Genomic DNA, 19062 nt, shown 5'->3' on the forward strand with positions numbered 1-19062 from the left:
TAGATTCAAATCAGGCGCCGAGAAATTGCGGTTTTTTAAGAAGAAAGATCAGGTGTTACATTTGTGCCACGCGCGCCTTGCGGGGCCGGACGGAATGCGCCGGTCGCGCTCGTGGGATCGCCGACAGCGTAGATTGGAAGCATCGGCTCGGCGGCCCGCAGGCTGGACAGCATGGTACTCAGGACGCCGTTCTTTTGATCAGCGTCGAATCCGAAGATCAGCAGGCGAGGGGTTGGGTCGATCATGAGCTTTGTTCCGCCATTCGAGACGTCGCCAATCAAAGACCCGATCGCACGGACGACCTCACCGCGGTCGGCACGCAGGCGCTCACGCATTGCGCCGACGCGCACGAGGGCTTGGCAAGTTGCCTGGTAGCGGCCAAGCAGAGTTGCGGAATGTTGAGCGATGGTCCGGCGGTACCGACGCAGTTGATTGAGAACGTCGGGGTCGCCTCGCCTGGCGCGTAAGGCGGGATTGGTGAAGTGTTTTGCTTCGTGGAATACGATAGCGATGGCATCTCCCTGACGCTCCAGGGTCGTGACGTCCAGGCGATCCTGAAGACGTAAGGCTGCCTTGCCGCGTCGAGCAGGATCCTGGGTCTGTGGTGTCGTCTCAGCCGGCACGTCATCGCCAGCCCGGTCCAAGGAGACTTCGACGTCGATGACATGTGGGCTGCTCAATATCAAAGGATGGAGACCTGCCTTCTCAACCCCGGCCAGATCAGTCGCCGATCGCGTCATGTCGGCCAGCGTGCGCCGAGGATCGTATCGCGACCAGACGATCTCCTTAGAAGACCTGAAGCGGCCTTCGACGAGTTCCGCCAATGCCTGCTGCTGCCTCACGAGATATTTGACGTGCGTCTTCGGGCTGACGGTCCCATCGCCCTTGTCGTCGATGCGGAAGATCGAAGCACCGCGGTGGTAGACATTCAGCGAATTACGCCGAACGGCGATGAACAGATCGTCTCTCAGCAGAACATCCCGCCACCACGGATCAGTCTCATCAAAGGCGAGACGCTCGAGATGATCGAGGAAAGCATCGCTGACCCCAAGCTGGACCTGTGTCGGGATCATGCGGGGATGTCCCACCATTCGCCGTCGTGCTTTAACGCGACCGCATCAAAGTGGTCTAGGAACGCGGCTGGCGCATAGGTGTGGATAGGCACCAGCATCTTGGGCGCTATCGCGCTGGCGAGTCGCTTAAGGTCCTTGATGCTCGCGTGGCCGGAGGTATGGGCATCTTCGATTGGAATATCGAGAGAGCTAAGTTCGCGGACCAATGCTAAGCCGCGATCCTGACGGAGATAGCCATCCCATTGAGACCATATCGCAACAGCGCCGCTCAGGGACGCTGCATGTTTGAGGTCGTCGAGCATTGCGGGGCGAAACAGGAGCGCTGACTTCGGGGCAATCTCGAACAACTGTTCTGCAAAGATGCGGTTCGTTCGATGTCGTTCGATGAGATCAAACCGGGCGGCGCGCTTGATCTGCACCCGTTGATACTGCGGGACGTAAACTGCGACGTTCTGCCAGTCCGATTGCGGAATACGGGCGTTCTCGGTCGCCCGCAGGATTTCGGCGGTGTAGAGGTCGATGATCAACGTCCGCCCCGTCCGCTTGCAGGCGCGATAAAGACTGACCATGCGATCGATGTTCTGGGCGGATGCCGCGACGAGGGCCAAGCCCTTAGTCTGGCGGAATAGCTCAACGAAACGTTGCTCGACCTCTGCCTCTGCCGGGAAAGAGCGGTCGGGATCAAGCCGGCCAAAGCTCGACCCCTCGATCAACATAACATCGACGTCCTTCGGCGGATGCGAGAGCATCTTCTCAAACAGACCCGCCTTGCGACCGTGGCCGCGAATGTCGCCGGAATAGAACAGGCGCGTTCCAGAAGCTTCGACCTCGATGGCATGGGCGTCGTAGGCGGAGTGATCGACGAGATGAGCTGTTATGCGAAATGGGCCGAATTGAACCGAACTGCCGTTTGTGAACTCGATCGGTCGCGCCGGGACGTAGGGCCGCGGGACGAACGGAGCTGCAGCTTGGAGAATGCGGAGCGTCGCTGCACCCAATGCGACCGGCAGATCCGGGCCTGCCAACGGCGCCAGACCCCAATGATCGACGTGTCCGTGGGAAAGAACCAAGCCTAAGAGATTGCTGTCGCCCGCAAGTCCCTCGATGGACGGATGGGATGCCGTATCGCTGAGGTCGCCATCCAACGGTAGGCCGAGATCGAGCAAAAGCCGCGCTCCCTCGGTCTCAAGCTCGATACATGTGCCCCCGATCTCCTGAGTCCCTCGATGGATGCGGACGCGCATACAGCCCGAGGTCGCGTTGGCTACCGGGCCTGAAGCGCCGCTAGTCTTAGGGCATTTTTGCATGCGATCAGTGCCGCCGAGCCGGTGAATTTTGCAACAGTTACCGGATTCGTATGGCTATATCCAGTGGTTTAATGGCCCCTCTAATGTTGCTGTCCGAGCATGAAAGGCCGGGCGCTTGTTGCATGGAATCTACGCAGAGTGAGGGTGCTGAAGGGCATCTCTCAAGAGAAGCTTGCGGCGGATGCCGAAGTGGACCGGGCTTACTTGGGCGGTTTGGAACGCCAAGAAGAAAATCCAACGGTAGATCTGCTTGACCGGATCGCGGCGGCGTTGTCCGTTGCTCTAGGGGAGTTTTTCGTGCGGCCGAAACCCGGAGAGAAGCCTCCTCGTCCTTTGAAAAGCGGCCGTCGCTCTAGAAAATGAGTGAGCAACAGCAGTCAGGTGCCATTCCAATCGAGAGCTGGCGGCAGCACTACAATACTATCGGCCGCAGCTCACTCGGCTGTGTACTGCCAGCACAGGAAGCGATCTTGCCTCGTGCAGCCAGCTGCTCTACGCTCCATGCCGGCCAGCCCATCTCGGCGGCCACAACTGCCGGAACTCAAATTTATCCAGGGGACCTCCTTAGTGGGGCAGGCCACAAGCGCGTGACACGCCCGGGCAGTGGCGTGACTGCGCGAGGCCGCGAAGCCGTACCCCAACCCATGCGCTGACCTCGGCCTACTTCAACGCATCCGGCACCCGCATGAATTTCACGCAGCACGTTCCGATTTTGACCTCTGCCGTTTCCCATGTTGGCGCAATTGGCCCAGCAGACTAGGTTACTCCTCGCGAAATGATCGTGCGATCTGGTCGCCGGTCGGCTTGACCAGATAAGACAGGACTGTGCGCTCGCCGGTCTGAATGAAGCCTTCCGCAGGCTCCTGGGAACGAGGGCGAGTTTACCGGGGCCTGCCAGTTGCTGCGGCGGGATGGTGATCTGCTCGATGTATTAGGAAAGCCCGGACTTCTAATCCTGCGTCAGCTCAGCAGCGATGCGGGTGACATTACCGGATCGATCGCGAGGGCTTTCGCTATCTAATGTCGAAAACCAATGTAGAGACCGATCATGGTTATGGCCGATATCAAGATGAAGCAAAAAAGCCCCCAAGCAATAATCGTAGCTTCATCTGGGGCATTCCGACTCGTCTTCTGAAGAACGTTCAATGGATTCTCCCTGTAATCTATCGTCAGCGCCCGCATCTTGAGGCAAGCTTGTGCAAAGCGTAGCGACGGTAGATCGCAGGGTCCAGAATGAATTACTGGTGCGCTGCAGAGTGTTACCCCGAAATCGGCATAGTTTTGCAAACCCGAGCGAAAAAGCGGACCGAATTTCTCCCATTGGTCCCGAGTCCTCTGCGGAGGCGGTTAAGGTGGAACCGCCGGGATGCGTGCACGTTCCTACATCTGGAGAAACAGCATTCTGGTGCCGTCGTGCGGCGCGCTTTGCATTCAAGTCCAATCACCAAGCAGCAAATGGGAGTTTGTCGATGCTCAGCGCCTTCATCAACGGGAATGATATCAAAACCGGTACCGTGATTTCTGTCGTGGCCAAATCGGTGGCGCCGGGAGAAACGCTTGCGCTCGAATACCCAAACAAAAGTCGGGTGTCAGGTAAGGTGATCTCGGCTTCGCACAGCGAGCTCGAATTGGAGATCAATTCGGAGGCCTGGCGGCTGCGTCCACACGCCCCGAGCGACAGTACCATCCACAATGATCTGTCCGATAAGGATGCCTCATTCTGGACGGTCCAAGCGAAGCTCTAGACTATTCGTCCCGGCCGGTTTGCGACCTCAGCGGCCTGGTTTGAAATGGCAGCGGTCTGATTTGGTGACTGCCTAGGAATGGCCGTCGGAGCCGTGATGAGTTCCGTCTCCGCTTGTCCACGGCTCGGAGTCGTCATCATTTGGTTTTGTCTTCGTACCCTGACGAAACGCAAAGCCGAGAAACCCAACCAGGAGGACCAGCGCGAGAAGCGGCCCTAACCAGTTCGGCATAACTTACTCCTCCGTAAGGCCGCCTCAGTGGGCGGCTCTTTCATTTTGGCGACCTGGAGGCGGATCGATGGATAGTCTCGAAGCCCACGCGCGGTTCGTTCAGGATCTTCGCCAGAGGATCGTGTTTCGGAGTCGTCCGAGGGGATGCCGTCGGTTTGTGCCGGCGCTCGACGACCATGGCGCGCTCGGCATTGGCCGCGCGCGAACCGTGCTCTTCAACAAAGCCGATCCTGGGTTCGTCGAGCAGCTTGGACTGCCATGCTTTTGTGTTCGTCATTCTGGCATTCTAGCCGATGGCGTGCGTCCGCAAAAGCCCGCGGGCGAGGGCGGGTGGAGACCGCACGCGCAACGCCGCCCCGGGCGGAGTATGATCGCCCCGGCGACGTTGGCTAAACACTGGGCCCTGAAATCCCCAGCACAAATTGGTACGATGGACGTGGCTGAAAGGTTCAAGGGAGCCAAAGAAAAAACGCCCGAGGGTATCGGGCGGTTATGGCGGTCTGCGGTTCGGCGATATGCCGCCAGGCGTCGAAGGCCCTACCAATGAAATGAAAACCCGCCGAGCTGCGCCGGCGGGTCTCTTCTACCTACTGGCGATACGGCTCGTCAGGGAGTGGTTCGAGCGGCCCGCGGCGTAGCTGCAGGCGCCGCGGTCCTGGTTTTCTGGATTGCCTGACTGACCGGTAATTGCAGCACGATTGCCTTCTGCCCGGGTTTCAGGTCTGTGACGAGAACAATCCTGCCATTTGAGAATTCCAGCGCGTCGTGGTGATTGTGATACTGGCCCATGTCAATTTGACGAAAGCGGGCTAGCCGATCGTTGACGTTGCGGCGAAACACCCATCCCTCGACTCGGACGTTTTCTTCAAAAGCGATCTCGGTGCCAGGGCGAAGGCATACCGCAACGTTTGGATCGTCGAAGCTTGCGAACCCTTTGGTCGTCGTCGAAGGAAATCTTGCCGATACCAACCTATCCGCCACCTCTGCGGGACGGTTGGCGACCGCGTGCAGGCTGTAATCACACATGGATGCGCTCCTATGGACGGCCACCCAGCAAATGCTGCAACATCCGTGAACCCCGTTGGTTGCAGCGCGGGGCAAAAAAAGCTTCCGGCCTAGCCGGCCGTAACCTCATTCTGACCGCGCCAAAATCCCGAGCTTAGCGTCCAAGTTGGGCGCGTCCAGAATCGCCTCGGCGTCCGACTGCCGCTTTCACGCGTTTGCAGCGCCATCGTTCGCGAGTATCGAGCAGGAGCCACCGCATGGTTCAGCCTGTTGCTGCCCATGCACTGGTGCGCGGTCCCGGATACGCCGTCCGCGGAAGTCCGGCACGGTCGTGCGTTCGTTGCCGGGCGTCGATCTCGGATTGAGGTCGATTAGCTGTAGAAGATACCGCCATCCACGTTGAGGGCCTGACCCGTCACAAAGGCGGAATCGTCGGAGGCGAAGAATGCGACGGGGCCGACGACGTCTTCCGGTTCGCCGAGCCGATGCAGGTCGGTGATCTTTTCGAAATAGGTGACCCGCTCCGGATCGCGCAGGTTGTTGCGGCCCATTTCGGTCAGGATGATGCCGGGGCATACGGCATTCACCGTGATGCCGTGGCCGCCGAATTCCATCGACGACACCCGCGTGAAGCCGACCACAGCGGATTTCGACGCCGCATAGTGCGACTGGCCGGGGCCGCCGGTGCGCGCGGCCAGCGAGGCGATGTTGACGATGCGCCCGTACTTCCGCTCCTTCATATGGACGACCATCGCCTGGGTCATCTGGAACACGCCGCGGACGTTGACCGCGAAGGTCTGGTCCCAGTGTTCGGGCGTGGTTTCTTCGATGGTCGCGAGACGCAGGATGCCGGCATTGTTGACGAGAACATCGACATGGCCGAGACCCGCGACCGCTTCCGCAACTGAGCGCTGGCAATCTTCGAGCTTGCTGACATCCGCCAGAACCGGAATGCACTTGCCGCCGAGCTTCTTCACATCCGTGACGGTCTCCAGCAGCGTGCTCTCCTGCGCTGCGATGTCGGTGAGAGCGAGATTGTAGCCGCGTTTGGCGAGGCCAAGAGCGATGGCGCGTCCGATTCCGCGGCTGGCGCCGGTAACGATGGCATGTCTGGTCATGAGATCGATCCTGTTTTTTCAGAAAAGCGTAACGCGAAGCGACTTAAGCGCGGGCGGCGCCGCGGACGGGCAGCGTGTTCATCGCCTTGACCGTTTCCTCGAAGGACACGAGATTGGCGCCGGAACCGAGCCCCGTCGCGACGGTGGCGGCGGTGGCTGTCGCCAGTTTTGCGCAGTCCAGCAGGTCCCAGTCGCGGACGAGGCCGGCGATGAAGCCGCCGGTATAGGAATCGCCGCAGCCGGAGGTGTCGCGCACCGTCACCTCGAAAGCCGGCACCGTGAACTGCCGTCCGTCGCGCGTCATGATGAAAGAGCCGTGCTCGCCGAGCGAGATCGCACAGGCACCGGCGCCCTTGCCGATAAAATATTGCGCGCAGGCCGCGGGGTCGTCGGTGCCGACCAGCGCGTGGGTCTCGTCAATGCTCGGCATGAAGAAGTCCGTATAGGGCATCAGCGGTTCGACCAGTGCCAGCGTCTCGCTACGTGCCTGGATGAGATCGACGGTGGTGATGCAGCCGGCCGCCTTGGCATCGCGCAGCAGCGCCACCGTGGGCTCGCCGTCCATCGCCAGCAGCGACCCGACGCCGCCCAGATGCAGCACCTTGCTGCGGCAGGCGGCTTTCTGCGCTTCGGGCGAAATCTTCCAGCGCGCCGAGGCACCGCGCGCATGCAGCACCGGCCGCGAGCCATCCGGACGGATCGGCAGGATGGTGGCGGAGGTCGGCACGCCGGCCATCCGCTCCATCACCGAAATATCGATGCCCTCGCGCTCCATCGCATTCAGCACCCAGTCGGCCTTCTCGTCGGCGCCGACCGCACCGACGGCGAGCGCCTTCAGCCCGAGGCGCGCGCAGGGCACCACGGTGCCACCCGCGGTGCCGGCGACCGTGAGCCGGATCTCATCGATCAACGCGCGGCCGCCGCCGGCCGGGATTTCAGTGACGGGGACACCGAGGATGTCCAGGATGTAGGTGCCGCAGACGCTGACGTCGTGGGGATGGGCCATGTGGCAAGTCTCGCAATTGTTGGTGCTGGTTTGTTAGGTCGAGGTTTTCGGGGTGCTGTCGCTGTCGCGCAGGCCGTATTGTCCCCATCGCTTCAGGATGCTGTCGATCTCGGCATCGGGCAGCAACGGCGGCGTGCCGAGTTGCAGGCAGCCGTGGTATTGCTTGGCGAGCACCTCGACCTCCACTGCAAGCCACATCGCCTTGCGTAGATTGGGGCCGATGGCGATCAGCCCGTGATGGGCGAGCAGGCAGGCGCGGCGATGGCGCAGCGCCTCCAATGCTGCTTGCGATAGTTCCGCGGTGCCATATTGCGCATAGGGCGCGCAGGGGATGTCGTTGCCGCCGGCCGCCGCGATCATGTAGTGGATCGCGGGAATGCTGCGGTTCATGATCGCGATGATCGTGCAGAAGATCGGATGCGCGTGCACGACGGCATTCGTTTCGGGCTTGGCCTTGAGTATGTCGAGGTGGAAACGCCATTCCGTCGAGGGCACGCGGCCTGCCGGCGCCGTCCACGAGCCATCCCATTTCATCGCGACGATGTCTTCCGGCCGCATGCTGTCATAGGGAACACCGGACGGCGTCAGCAGGATGCCGTCCCCGGTGCGGACGCTGATATTGCCGGACGTGCCCTGATTGATACCGGCAGCCGCCATTTCGTGGCAGGCATCGATGATGGCCTGTCGGGTTGCGACGTCTGCGGCGCTTGGATGCGTCATGGCCTGTTTCCTCGAAAGTCGTCGCTGCGGCTCTTACCGGCCGCTGCGAGCGATCGTTATGTCGGTGCGAGGCGGGTCAGCGCCCCATGGCGAAGAATTCGTCGTTCGGCCGCATGCTGGTGACATTCGCCAACCGGTTCGACATGCCGAAGAAGGCGGCGATGGCAGCGATATCCCAGACGTCGTCCTCCGTGAAGTCGTGGCGCTTCAGCGCCTCGATATCGGCATCGCCGACCTCGTAAGCCTGCATCGAGACCTTCATGGCGAAATCGAGCATCGCGCGCTGCCGCGGCGTGATGTCGGCTTTGCGATAGTTCACCGCGATCTGGTCGGCAATCAGTGGGTTCTTGGCGCGGATGCGCAGGATAGCGCCATGCGCCACCACGCAATACTGGCACTGGTTGGCATTGCTGGTGGCCACCACGATCATCTCGCGCTCAGCCTTGGTGATCGGGCCTGGCTTGTCCATCAGCGCATCATGATAGGCGAAGAAGGCACGGAATTCGTCGGGCCGATGGGCCAGCGTCAGGAACACGTTGGGCACGAAGCCGGATTTTTCCTGCACCGCGAGGATACGGGTGCGGATGTCTTCCGGCAGGCTGGAGATTTCGGGGACGGGGAAGCGGCTGATGGCTGGGGTGGTCATGGTCTCTGTTTCCTCTCAGGCGGTCGCGAGTGCAACCAGTCTGTCCTGGTATTCTTCAAAAGCGTCGCGTTGATCTGCAATATGGGGTTCGGCGCGGACCAGGCATGTATGCGCCGAGCAGCCCTGGCCGAATTGCGAGGTGCCGATGTCGAGCGTCAGCACGTTCGGATTGCCGGCGACTTCGAGACCAGTCTCAGCGCACGGAGTGAACCAGGCGCCGGTCGGCAGCACCAGCACGCCGGAGCGCACGCTGTCGGTGACATCAGCGGTGGCGAGACAGGCGCCACGTGCATTCCAGATGCGGATGGTCTGTCCGTCACTGATGCCGCGCGCCGCGGCGTCGTCGGGATGCAGCCGTGCCTGTTCGCGGCCGTTGCGCTTGTTGGCGACGCTGGCGAGGCCGGTTTCGATCTGGCTGTGCAGCCGGCCGGCCGGTTGATGCGAGATCATGTGCAAGTCGGACGCATCGCTGCCATTGCCGAGCCATTCCGCCGGCTCGACCCAGGCCGGATGCGACGGACAATCGGCATAACCGAGCCGGGCGAGGGTCTCGCTGCCGAGCACAATCTTGCCGCTTTCGGTCTTGAGCGCATGCGCCTCGGGATCGATACGGAAATCGGCCAGGAAAGTGTGGTCGGCGCGCACCGGGCAGCGCGCGTAGCCGTCGTGCCAGAATGTCTCGAAATCGGGCATGTCGAAGCCGAGCCGCTCGGAGGCGTCCTGCCGGCTCGCCTCGTAGAGATGACGGACCCAGCCCATTTCGTCGCGGCCTTCGTTGAAGCGGTCGGCAACGCCGAGCCTGCCGGCAATGCGGTCGAAAATCTCGAAGTCGGGCAGCGAGTCTCCGACCGGCTTGATGGCCTGCTTCATTGCAATGATGAAGTCGGAACGCCTGTTGCCGGCAAGGTCGTTGCGTTCGATCGATGTGGTCGCCGGTAGCACGATATCGGCGCGCTGTGCCGTCGCGGTGAACATCGGATCCTGGACGATGATGGTCTCGGGCCGCGTCCAGGCTTCGGACAGCCGGTTGAGATCCTGATGGTGATGATAGGGATTGCCGCCGGCCCAGTAGACCAGCCTTGTGTCCGGATAGGTTCGCGTCTCGCCCTCATAGGTGAAGGTCGTGCCGGGATTGAGCAGCATGTCGCTGATGCGCGCCACCGGGATGAAACTGTCGATCGGGCGCGTCAGTTGCGAGATGGCCGGTGACTTGCCGAGATTGAAGGGCGAGCCGACGCCGCCGAGCGAGGCATAGCCGTAGCCGACACCGCCGCCCGGCAGCCCGATCTGGCCGACGATGGAGGCGAGGCCGAGCGCGGCCCAGAACGGCTGCTCGCCATGATGCGCGCGCTGCAGGCTCCAGCTTACGGTGAGCATGCTGCGGGTATCGACGAGGCGTCGCGCCAGCTGGCGGATGCCATCGGCATCGAGCCCGCAGATCTCCGCGGCCCAGGCTGCATCCTTGCGAATGCCATCCGACGAGCCGTCGAGATAGCCGAGCAGTTGCTCGGCGCCGCTGGTGCAGCGATCAAGGAAATCCCGGGCGTGCCGGCCTGCCTTCACGATCTCGCCGGCGAGGCCGAGTATCAGCGCGGTGTCAGTGTTCGGGCGGATCGGCCACCATTCGGCATCGACCCAATCCGGCATATCGTCCTTCAGCGGCGAGACGTGAACGATGCGGATGCCGCGCTCGGCGATTTTCCTGAGATAGGATTCGAGGCGGTGGGTGCCGATGCCACCGGCCTCGGTCTGCGCAGTGCGCGGCGATAGCGCGCCGAACACCACAAGCGTGTCGGTGTGTGCGGCTATGGTGTCGAGCGTATTGGCCTGGCCGTCGCAAGCATCCGAGCTTCCCAGCGTATGGCGCAGGATCACCGGGCCTGCAGCAATGGAATACGTATCCACATGCCGGGTGAAGCCGCCGACCAGATTGAGCATGCGCTTGAGCAAAGACGACGCATGATGCAGGCGGCCCGAATTGGTCCAGCCATAGGAGCCCGCGAAGATCGACGCATTGCCGTGGGTGCTGGAGACGCGACGGATTTCGTCGGCCACCAGCGTGGTCGCCTCATCCCAGCTGACGGGCACGAACTTCTCCGCGCCGCGCTTGCGCCGATCGCTGTGCTCGCGCTTGTCGAGCCAGCCGGAGCGCACCATCGGACGCAGAACGCGGCGTTCAGGATTGGCCCATTCCGGCACCGAATGGATGATCGGCGAGGGGGCGGGATCATGGGCGAACGGCTCGATGCCCACGATCTGTTCGTCCTGCACGAGGATCGTATAGGCGCCCCAGTGACTGCAATGCGGGATCCGCCTGATCTCACTCACGCATCGTCTCCGTGTCGTTGCTCGCCGGTCCTGTCAGGATGCATGGGACAGCGGCCGTTCGATCTCGCGCCGTATCTGCGCGGCGAAGTCCGGATAGGTTTCGGCGACCTCGTCGTAAACACGCCCGCGCAGCAAAGCCAGCGTCTGCGGATCCGGCAGCGCGGTCTGTTCCGGCTGACTTTCATGGGCGAACTGGAAGCCGGTGGCGTCCTTGATACCTGCGAGATCGTGTCCGGGATGGACGCTCTGCAGGTCGAAGCCCGGACGCGTCTTGTCGAAGCGGAACAGCGCCTTGCTGGTCAACAGCGCGATCGGGCCGCCACTGCGGTAAACGCCATCGTCGCTGACCCCGGGCGTGCTGATGAAATCCACCTTCTCGACCAGAGCGCGCGGCGTGTGCTCCTCGCGAAACAAGATCACGCGCGGCACCACGTAATAAAGATAGGCCGATCCGAACGAGCCGGGCCATCGCACTGGCGTCTGCGGATAGTCGCCGGTGCCCACCAGATTGACATTGCCGCGGCCGTCGATCTGGCCGCCTCCGAGGAAGAAGGCATCGATGCGGCCCTGGCCAGCGCAATCGAACAGTTCGGCCGAGCCGTTGGTGAAGAAATTGTGCTCCACCGATCCGAGGATCGAGATGCGCGGGCCTTTCTCGCCGGCCTGCTGCTTTAGCGCTCGCAGCAGCATGGCGCCGGCCGCGGGGATCGGCGAGGACGCACCGACAGCGACATGCCGGACGCCGTCGAGCAGTTTGGCGACGGTGCAGATCAGGATTTCGCGCGGGTGAACCTCGCTCATCATGCGGGTTCCATCTGTGCGTTCGTCATGTAGTCGGCAAAACCCTCGGCGCTGCGCGCGGCGCGCGCATAACGCAGGATCTCGGCCGTGTCGGTCGGATACTCGCCCCACAGGCCGTAGGGCCAAGCGCCCTTCGGCGCGACGGCGACTTCGGTGACATAGAGCGCCGGCAGCACGCCCGCTGCGCTCGTCTCATTGGCGAGCAGGCTGTCGTCCACGATGCGCTCGACAGTGACGAGTGTGGTGGCCGATGCATAAGCCATCGCGGCGAGTTCGCGGCGTCGTCCGATCCACACATTGCCGAAACGGTCAGCCATCGGCGCGTGGAAGATCGTGATATCGGGTTTGATCGCGGGGATGAGCACGATGGGATCGCCGCCATCCGCCAGCGGATTGTCGATGACGCGCCAGTCGCTGCGGTGGTGCAGCAGGTCGCTGCCGATCAGTCCGCGCATCGGCATGAACGGGCTGCCTTTCTGCGCGGCCATCAGGCCGGCATGGATAGCGGGGCAGGTGGCGTCCTTCAATGCGATTGCGCCGTTCCTGACGGCTGCGTTGAAGCGCGGTGCGCCGCCGGCTTCGCCGAGCGATACGGCGCTGGTCTCAACCGACCGAACCAGACCGGCACCGACGAGTTGGTCCACCTGAAGGCCACCGGTTGGCACGCAGACGAGATCGAGATTGCGTGTGTTGCGCTCTATGATCGGGTGCGTCATTGCCATCGAGACGCCGGCATAATCCACCGGCAGCGCCAGCCGGATTCCCGGCTCCACATACTTCGCCAACGCGCGAAGATCGCTTACCACAATTCGCCTCCCGATTTTATTGTTCTATATTGTAGAACGTAGTTCCAAATAAAATTAGTCGCGCGGCGCCGCGGCTGTCAATCCGTTTGTGTTGCGAAGTACTTTGCCCATAGTGGAAAATGCAAACCCATCGGTAAGTCGATGATGACCGGCGCGTCGTCGCATCGCGCGTTCACTTGACAAGACGATGCGTCACGCCAACAATAATTGGAATAACGTCTCATAATATAGAACGACCAGGGAGGTTGATGATGGCTGAGCCATTGGCGCTGCGCGTGGGATATTCCGGCGCGGGTGTTCCGGCGTCGCGGTCGGGCGGCGCGAGCGAGCGTCAGGTCATCGGTTCGCGCATTGCAGTTCGCGATGCCGAGAAACGATACGGCCAGTTCCATGCCGTCAATCGCATCAATCTCGATATCGAACCCGGCGAATTCATCACGCTGCTCGGCCCGTCCGGCAGCGGCAAGACCACATTGCTGAACCTGTTGGCCGGTTTCCAGAGCCTCGACGGCGGCGAGATTCTCGTGGACGGCAGGCCGGTGCACAACGTGCCCACGCATAAGCGCGGATTCGGCATGGTGTTCCAGAGCTATGCGCTGTTTCCCAACATGACGGTGACACAGAATGTCGCGTTCCCGCTGCGCATGGCCGGCGTCGATCGCGCCACCACCGAGCGGCGCGTCGCCGAGACGCTGGAAATCATGCGCCTGTCGGATCATGCGAACAAATCGCCGTCGGAAATGTCCGGCGGACAGCAGCAGCGCGTCGCCATTGCGCGCGCCATCGTGATGCGGCCGAAGGTCGTGCTGATGGACGAGCCGCTGAGCGCGCTCGACCGCAGGCTGCGCGAATCGATCCAGATCGAGATACGCGATCTGCATCAGACGATTGGCAGCACGATTCTGTTCGTGACGCATGATCAGGGCGAAGCGCTCACCATGAGCGATCGCATCGCCGTGCTGGATGCCGGCAAGATCGTGCAGATCGGCCGCCCGCTCGACATCTATCGCCACCCGTCCAATCGTTTCGTGGCGTCGTTTGTCGGCGAGAGCAATCTGATCGAAGCCGAGATCATGCAGAAGCGCGGCACCACCGTGACGCTGAAGAACCGCGCCGGCTATGTGTTCGATGCCGAGAGCCGTGACGCCATCGATGTCGGCCGCGTCACCGTGCTGGTGCGGCCCGAGCGCATCGCGATCGCTAACGAGCCGACCGCAAGCTCGACGCCGGTGACTGTGACGTCGGCGATCTTCCTCGGTGAGATACTGCGCATCGAGGCGCAGATGGACGGCGGCGACACGCTGCTGATCCGCTGCACCGACACCGCCAGGCGGCCGCTGCCCGATGTCGGCGATCGCCTGCATGTGAGCTGGGGTCCGGAAGACTGCTGGGTGCTGACATGACGACGATCTCGCTGTCCGATGAACCGAGGCATCAGGCGAGCTCTAGCCTGGCCATGAAGCTCAAGAACCCCGCGCTGCTGCTGCTGCCCGCGGTCGCTTTCCTGTCGTTCATCTATCTGCTGCCGCTGGTCGATCTCATTCGCATCAGCATCAGCGGGGCGAGCTGGCTGACCTATTTCCAGCGCGTCTTTGCGGTGCCGCTCTATTGGGAATCGCTGGTCCGGACCATGCAGATCTCGGTCACGGTCGCATTCCTGTGCCTTTTGTTCGGCTATCCCACCGCGCTGCTGATCCATCGCACCCGCGGCATTACCCGTGCTCTGATCGCCACCGCGATCGTGCTGCCATACTTCATCGCGATCCTGATCCGCACCTATGCATGGATGGTGCTGCTCGGCCGCAATGGCCCGGTCAACAAGCTGTTGGTGTCGATCGGTATCTTGAGCGAGCCGGTTCAGCTCTTGTTTCACCGGGGCACCGTCTTAATGGGCATGACGGCGGTGCTGTTGCCGCTGATGGTTCTGACCATCTATTCGAGCGTGTCGCGGCTCGATCCCGGTCTGACGCGTGCGGCGCTGGCCAGCGGTGCCGGGCCTATCGCCGTGTTCTGGCGGGTTCTGCTGCCGCTGACGCTGCCCGGCATCGGCGCCGGCTTCCTGCTGGTTTTCGTGGCCGCGATCGGCTTCTTCATCACGCCGACGCTGCTCGGTGGCCCGGGCGACCAGATGTTCGCCATGCATATCACGCAGCAGGCGGACTCGGTGACGTCGGAGGGCTTCCTGCAGGCGCTGGGCGTCGTGCTGTTGTTGATCACGCTGCTGGTGGTCGCCATCGCCGGACGTTTCCTTGGCCTGGAATTCATCTGGGGTGGGCGCAAGCTCACCGAGACGACAGCAGGGAAGGCCGCGCCGGCGGCAACGTCCGGCACCGCACGTCGCAGTTTCGGCAGCGTGTTCGCTGACGCCATCGGTTGGCCGCTGCTTCGGCTGTTCGGCATGCTGCCGGCTAGTTGCGGCACATGGACGGTCCGCCTGATGGGTGGCATGGTGGTCGCGCTTCTGATCCTGCCCATCATCGTCGTCATGATCATCTCGTTCAGCAGCGCCAGCTATCTGACCTTCCCGCCGCCGGGCTTCTCGCTGCGCTGGTACGAGCAGTTCTTCTCCGACACCAACTGGATGCGCGCGTTCTGGACATCCGCGCTGATCGCGGCGGTCTCGGCCTTCATTGCGGTCGGGCTCGGCACATGCGCGGCGCTCGGCATCGTCAGAGGTAATGTGCGCGGCAAATCCGCGATCATGCTGCTGCTGGTCAGCCCGATCATCGTGCCGCCGGTGGTGCTCGGCTTGTCGCTCTACACGCTGTTCTTGAAGTTCGATCTGGTCGGCTCGGTGTTCGGCCTTGCGGCGGCCCATGCCATTGGCGGTTTGCCGATTGTGGTGGTGATCCTGTCTGCTGCGCTGCAGAGCGTGGACTCGCGGCTCGAACAGGCCGCCTCGGTCCATGGCGCGTCGTCGCTCACGGTGCTGCGGCTGGTGACGCTGCCGGCGATTGCGCCGGGCCTTGCGGCCGCGACCTTCTTTGCGTTCCTGCATTCGTTCGACGAATTGGTGCTGACCCTGTTCCTGTCGAGCGCGCAGCTGAAGACGCTTCCGTTGATGCTATGGGGCGATATCAATTACCGGCTCAACCCGGTACTGGCCGTCGTGTCCACGCTCGAAGTGCTGCTGGTCGTGGGAGGACTGTTCCTCGCCCGGCCAGTGCTCGCAACGTCGCAAAAAGCGACCTGATGACAAACGATCAAACAGGAGGAAACATACTATGCTGGGAATGAAACGCTTCAGGCTGCCGGCCTTGGCTTCGGCGGCGTTCATCGCCATGGGGACGGGTCTGGCCGTTGCCCAGAGCAACGTCGTCATCATGCAGGATCCGGGCGGCGGCTATGGCGATGCGCTGCGCAAGGTGATGTACGATCCGTTCGAGAAGGAAACCGGCATCAAGGTCGTGACCGTGCAGGAAGCGCGCAGCGGTCCGCGCATCAAGGCGCAGGCCGAAGCCGGCAAGGCGCAGTGGGATCTGACCTTCATCTTCGATCAGGAAACCAAGTTGCTCGGCGACTGCTGCCTGGCTGACATCGACTATTCCAAACTGTCGGAATCCGCGCAGAAGACCCTGGCGGCGATGCCGGACAATCTGAAGCGCAAGAAGGGGGTCGCGCTGCAGGTGATCGGCGTCGGCCTCGTCTACAACAAGGACAAGTTCAAGGGCGATAAGGCACCGCAGAACTGGGCCGACTTCTGGGACGTGAAGAAGTTTCCGGGGCGCCGCTGCATGCCAGCCTGGCCGCGCTTCACCTTCGAGGCCGCGCTGATGGCCGACGGTGTCGACAAGAGCAAGCTGTATCCGATCGACATGGAGCGTGCGCTCAAGAAGATCAAAGAGATCAAGCCGCATATCGTCAAATGGTGGACCACCGCCGCGCAGCCGCCGCAGCTGATCCTCGATGGCGAAGCCGATATGTGCCAGGCCTATACGGGCTCGATGAGCAAACTGGCGCTGGAAGGCGCTCCGATTGATCTCACCTTCAATCAGGGCTTCGTCTATTACGACTTCTTCTCGATCCCGAAGGGCGCGCCGAACTATGATAACGCGCTCAAGCTGCTGTCCTGGCGTCTCGACCCCAAGCGCGCGGCCCAGCTGACCTCCACTTTCCCGGTCGCGCTTCCTTCGAAGGTCGTGTTCGATGCGGCGACGGACAAGAACGTCGCGCGCTATTGGGCGAACAATCCCGAGAACATCTCCAAGGCGATCGAATGGAGCCCGGACTTCTGGGGGGCGCCCTCGCCCGCGGGCAATTCGACCAATGAAGAATATGCGCAGGAAAAGCTGAACGCACTGCTTGCCCAGTAAATCGCGCCATACAACAATGAGGCCGGCGGCCCAGGGCCGCCGGTCTGTTCGCAACAGAGAACTCCCCACATCGGCTGCTTGGATGGATAAGGCATTTATCAAGGGACTGAGGCTCGTCGAGGCGCTCGCGATGAGCGAGCAGCCGCGCGGGGTCACCGATCTCGCCAATGAGCTGAAGTTCACCAAGAGCAATGTGCATCGCCTGCTGACGACGCTCCAATCGCAGGGCTTCGTTCGCCAGATTCCGCCGCACAGCACCTACGAGCTCACAACCAAGCTATGGGTGCTCGGCAATCACGTCATTCAGCGCATGGATCTGATCCGTATCGCACGCCCGGCGATGACGGCGCTGGCCGAAGTTACCGGAGAGACCGTTCATCTGTCGGTGCTCGAGGGCACCGACGTTGTCTATGTGGACAAGATTGAAAGCGCGCATCATATCCGCGCGCATACCAGCGTCGGCATGCGTGCGCCTGCATTCACCATGGCAACCGGGAAGGCGATGCTCGCGCAAATGCCAGACGAATATCTAGAGAACTTTCGCCCGCATCTCAGGCGTTATACGGATACGACGCGAACGACCATCGAGGAGTTGCGCGAAGACATCCATGCGGCACGGGTACAAGGTTACTCGTCAGTGCTGCATGGCGAATGGCGAGAAGGTATCGCCGCCTGTGCTTGCGCCATCGTTGGACGCTCCGGTGAACTCGTCGGAGCCATCGGCATGTCTGGCCCGGACATCCGGGTCAAACGAAAGCAGATCAAGGAATACGCCGTTCACGTGATGGAAGCGGCGCGCGCCATCGGCCTAGCGCTCGGCCATGTTCGTGCGATGTGAGCGCAGTATTTTTCCGGCGAGTGGCGCTGTCCACCGGTCAGGCTCTGACTGGCCGTGCCGGCATTTTTCTCAGGCAGTCTTATCGGGGATGCCCGCTTCCGGCGGCGAGTTCAACCGATCGCTGCAACACACTCGGCGAACTTCTCAGCTGGCGTCTGATAGAGCAAGGTTTTTCGCGGCCGCTCATTGAGCTGTCTTGCGACGGCGCTGAGCTTGGCTTGACTGTGTAAGGACAGATCGGTGCCGCGCGGCAGATATTGGCGTAGTAATCTGTTGGTGTTCTCGTTTGATCCGCGCTGCCATGGGGAGCGAGGGTCACAAAAGTAGATGTCGACGTCGGTGGCCAATGCCAGTCGCTGATGGTCGGCGAGCTCCTTGCCTCTATCCCAGGTCAGGGACCGGTTATTTCCGAACTGGACAATGGGCTTCAAGCGCGTGCCGGATCAAACATTAGTCGACGAGGTGGTTGGAGTTAATAGCCGCGTCAAACTGCGATACTTGAATGCTATATCGGCTCAGGATTTCTTGCTGGCGTGCAGCAGAAGTCAAGCGTGAATTGCGAAAGGCGCCCCCGCGGATCGCCATGGCTCTCACGTTGTCTTCGACTTCTTCATCTTCTTGACCGGATTCGCGGATTGATCCATTTCGCTGTTCATGCTGGCGTCATGCCAGCCTTGCCTGCACCAGGCGCTCATGTTCGGATCGGCGGACTCGTGCATCCTGCCTACGCCCCCTTTGGGGCAATGCGCGTCGGGCCTGACCGGCTCATCGACACTGGAGGATGCTGTCCGGCTGCTCGAACAGCATCGTCAGGGAACATCGTTCCCCAAAGGCCCGGCGAGTAGGTCGCTCTACCGCCGGGCCGACCGAAGCGAGGCTTCTGGGGTCAAGATTCGGTCGCTGTCATCCTGCGTGAACTCGAGCCGGAAATCTATCGACCGTTAGATTGAGGTAACTCGCTCAATCCTGTTTTCGAAAAGTGAGCGCGGAACAACTTTGGAGCGAAGTACTGTCGCCAACATCTTACAGACGCACATCGGTTCACCTTTGACGGTAGTGCACCTGCATGTGTCGCCGTATGCAAATTTTATCAACCTGTCGATGTCCTGATCTGCAATCGCTGTT

At 61.8% G+C, this 19062-nt stretch carries 17 protein-coding genes and 1 pseudogene; 6 read left to right on the top strand and 12 right to left on the bottom strand.

From position 1 onward, the window contains the following. Positions 1-35: 35 nt before the first annotated feature. The gene (locus tag CHC01_RS29490; RefSeq protein WP_089267908.1) at positions 36-1073 is read right to left on the bottom strand and encodes a hypothetical protein; all 1038 of its coding nucleotides are present in this window, start codon (positions 1071-1073) and stop codon (positions 36-38) included. Further along, positions 1070-2317, bottom strand: coding sequence for an MBL fold metallo-hydrolase (locus tag CHC01_RS29495; RefSeq protein WP_089267965.1), 1248 nt, complete (start codon positions 2315-2317; stop codon positions 1070-1072). The genes CHC01_RS29490 and CHC01_RS29495 overlap by 4 nt, the downstream gene beginning before the upstream one ends. A 162-nt stretch (positions 2318-2479) precedes the next feature. Between CHC01_RS29495 and CHC01_RS29500 the strand changes: the two genes are divergently transcribed. Then, positions 2480-2743 carry a helix-turn-helix domain-containing protein gene (locus CHC01_RS29500; protein WP_089267909.1) on the top strand — a complete coding sequence of 88 codons (264 nt, stop codon included), beginning with the start codon at positions 2480-2482 and terminating at the stop codon, positions 2741-2743. A 1106-nt stretch (positions 2744-3849) separates the two neighbouring features. Further along, the gene (locus tag CHC01_RS29510) at positions 3850-4125 is read left to right on the top strand and encodes a hypothetical protein (protein ID WP_089267910.1); all 276 of its coding nucleotides are present in this window, start codon (positions 3850-3852) and stop codon (positions 4123-4125) included. 271 nt (positions 4126-4396) lie between these two features. Here CHC01_RS29510 and CHC01_RS29515 read toward each other — a convergent pair whose 3' ends face one another. The 9 genes from CHC01_RS29515 to CHC01_RS29555 form a co-directional block, all read right to left on the bottom strand. Next, positions 4397-4633, bottom strand: coding sequence for a hypothetical protein (locus CHC01_RS29515; protein ID WP_089267911.1), 237 nt, complete (start codon positions 4631-4633; stop codon positions 4397-4399). Positions 4634-4962: 329 nt separating this feature from the next. Beyond that, the gene (locus CHC01_RS29520) at positions 4963-5382 is read right to left on the bottom strand and encodes a hypothetical protein (protein ID WP_089267912.1); all 420 of its coding nucleotides are present in this window, start codon (positions 5380-5382) and stop codon (positions 4963-4965) included. A 350-nt stretch (positions 5383-5732) separates the two neighbouring features. Further along, positions 5733-6479: an SDR family NAD(P)-dependent oxidoreductase gene (locus CHC01_RS29525; RefSeq protein WP_089267913.1), complete on the bottom strand. Its 747-nt coding sequence runs from the start codon at positions 6477-6479 to the stop codon at positions 5733-5735. 43 nt (positions 6480-6522) lie between these two features. After that, a complete protein-coding gene (locus tag CHC01_RS29530) occupies positions 6523-7485 on the bottom strand; it encodes a sugar kinase (RefSeq protein WP_089267914.1) in 963 nt (320 codons plus the stop codon). Between the two features lie 33 nt (positions 7486-7518). Next, a complete protein-coding gene (locus CHC01_RS29535; protein WP_089267915.1) occupies positions 7519-8205 on the bottom strand; it encodes an L-fuculose-phosphate aldolase in 687 nt (228 codons plus the stop codon). A 76-nt stretch (positions 8206-8281) separates the two neighbouring features. After that, positions 8282-8851: a peroxidase-related enzyme gene (locus CHC01_RS29540; RefSeq protein ID WP_068738357.1), complete on the bottom strand. Its 570-nt coding sequence runs from the start codon at positions 8849-8851 to the stop codon at positions 8282-8284. A 15-nt stretch (positions 8852-8866) separates the two neighbouring features. Continuing rightward, on the bottom strand, positions 8867-11179 hold the full coding sequence (locus CHC01_RS29545; RefSeq protein WP_089267916.1) for a molybdopterin-dependent oxidoreductase: 2313 nt from the start codon (positions 11177-11179) through the stop codon (positions 8867-8869). A gap of 33 nt (positions 11180-11212) precedes the next feature. After that, complete coding sequence (locus CHC01_RS29550) at positions 11213-11980, bottom strand: CoA transferase (protein WP_089267917.1); 768 nt, start codon at positions 11978-11980, stop codon at positions 11213-11215. Beyond that, complete coding sequence (locus tag CHC01_RS29555) at positions 11980-12786, bottom strand: CoA transferase subunit A (RefSeq protein ID WP_089267918.1); 807 nt, start codon at positions 12784-12786, stop codon at positions 11980-11982. The genes CHC01_RS29550 and CHC01_RS29555 overlap by 1 nt, the downstream gene beginning before the upstream one ends. A 251-nt stretch (positions 12787-13037) precedes the next feature. Here CHC01_RS29555 and CHC01_RS29560 point away from each other — a divergent pair, with 251 nt between their 5' ends. The 4 genes from CHC01_RS29560 (at position 13038) to CHC01_RS29575 (ending at position 17937) form a co-directional block, all read left to right on the top strand. Further along, a complete protein-coding gene (locus tag CHC01_RS29560; protein WP_089267919.1) occupies positions 13038-14189 on the top strand; it encodes an ABC transporter ATP-binding protein in 1152 nt (383 codons plus the stop codon). Beyond that, complete coding sequence (locus CHC01_RS29565) at positions 14186-15979, top strand: ABC transporter permease subunit (protein WP_176454745.1); 1794 nt, start codon at positions 14186-14188, stop codon at positions 15977-15979. Before CHC01_RS29560 ends, CHC01_RS29565 begins: the two co-directional genes overlap by 4 nt. Before the next feature lie 31 nt (positions 15980-16010). Further along, the gene (locus tag CHC01_RS29570) at positions 16011-17099 is read left to right on the top strand and encodes an extracellular solute-binding protein (RefSeq protein ID WP_089267920.1); all 1089 of its coding nucleotides are present in this window, start codon (positions 16011-16013) and stop codon (positions 17097-17099) included. Between the two features lie 82 nt (positions 17100-17181). Next, positions 17182-17937: an IclR family transcriptional regulator gene (locus CHC01_RS29575; RefSeq protein ID WP_089267921.1), complete on the top strand. Its 756-nt coding sequence runs from the start codon at positions 17182-17184 to the stop codon at positions 17935-17937. Positions 17938-18047: 110 nt separating this feature from the next. Here the strand turns inward: CHC01_RS29575 and CHC01_RS29580 are convergent. Further along, positions 18048-18338 (bottom strand): annotated as a pseudogene (locus tag CHC01_RS29580) (IS30 family transposase); the annotation flags it as partial. Between the last annotated feature and the right edge of the window lie 724 nt (positions 18339-19062).

Source organism: Tardiphaga sp. OK246, assembly GCF_900188215.1.
In the GTDB taxonomy this organism is placed as follows: Bacteria; Pseudomonadota; Alphaproteobacteria; order Rhizobiales; family Xanthobacteraceae; genus Tardiphaga; species Tardiphaga robiniae.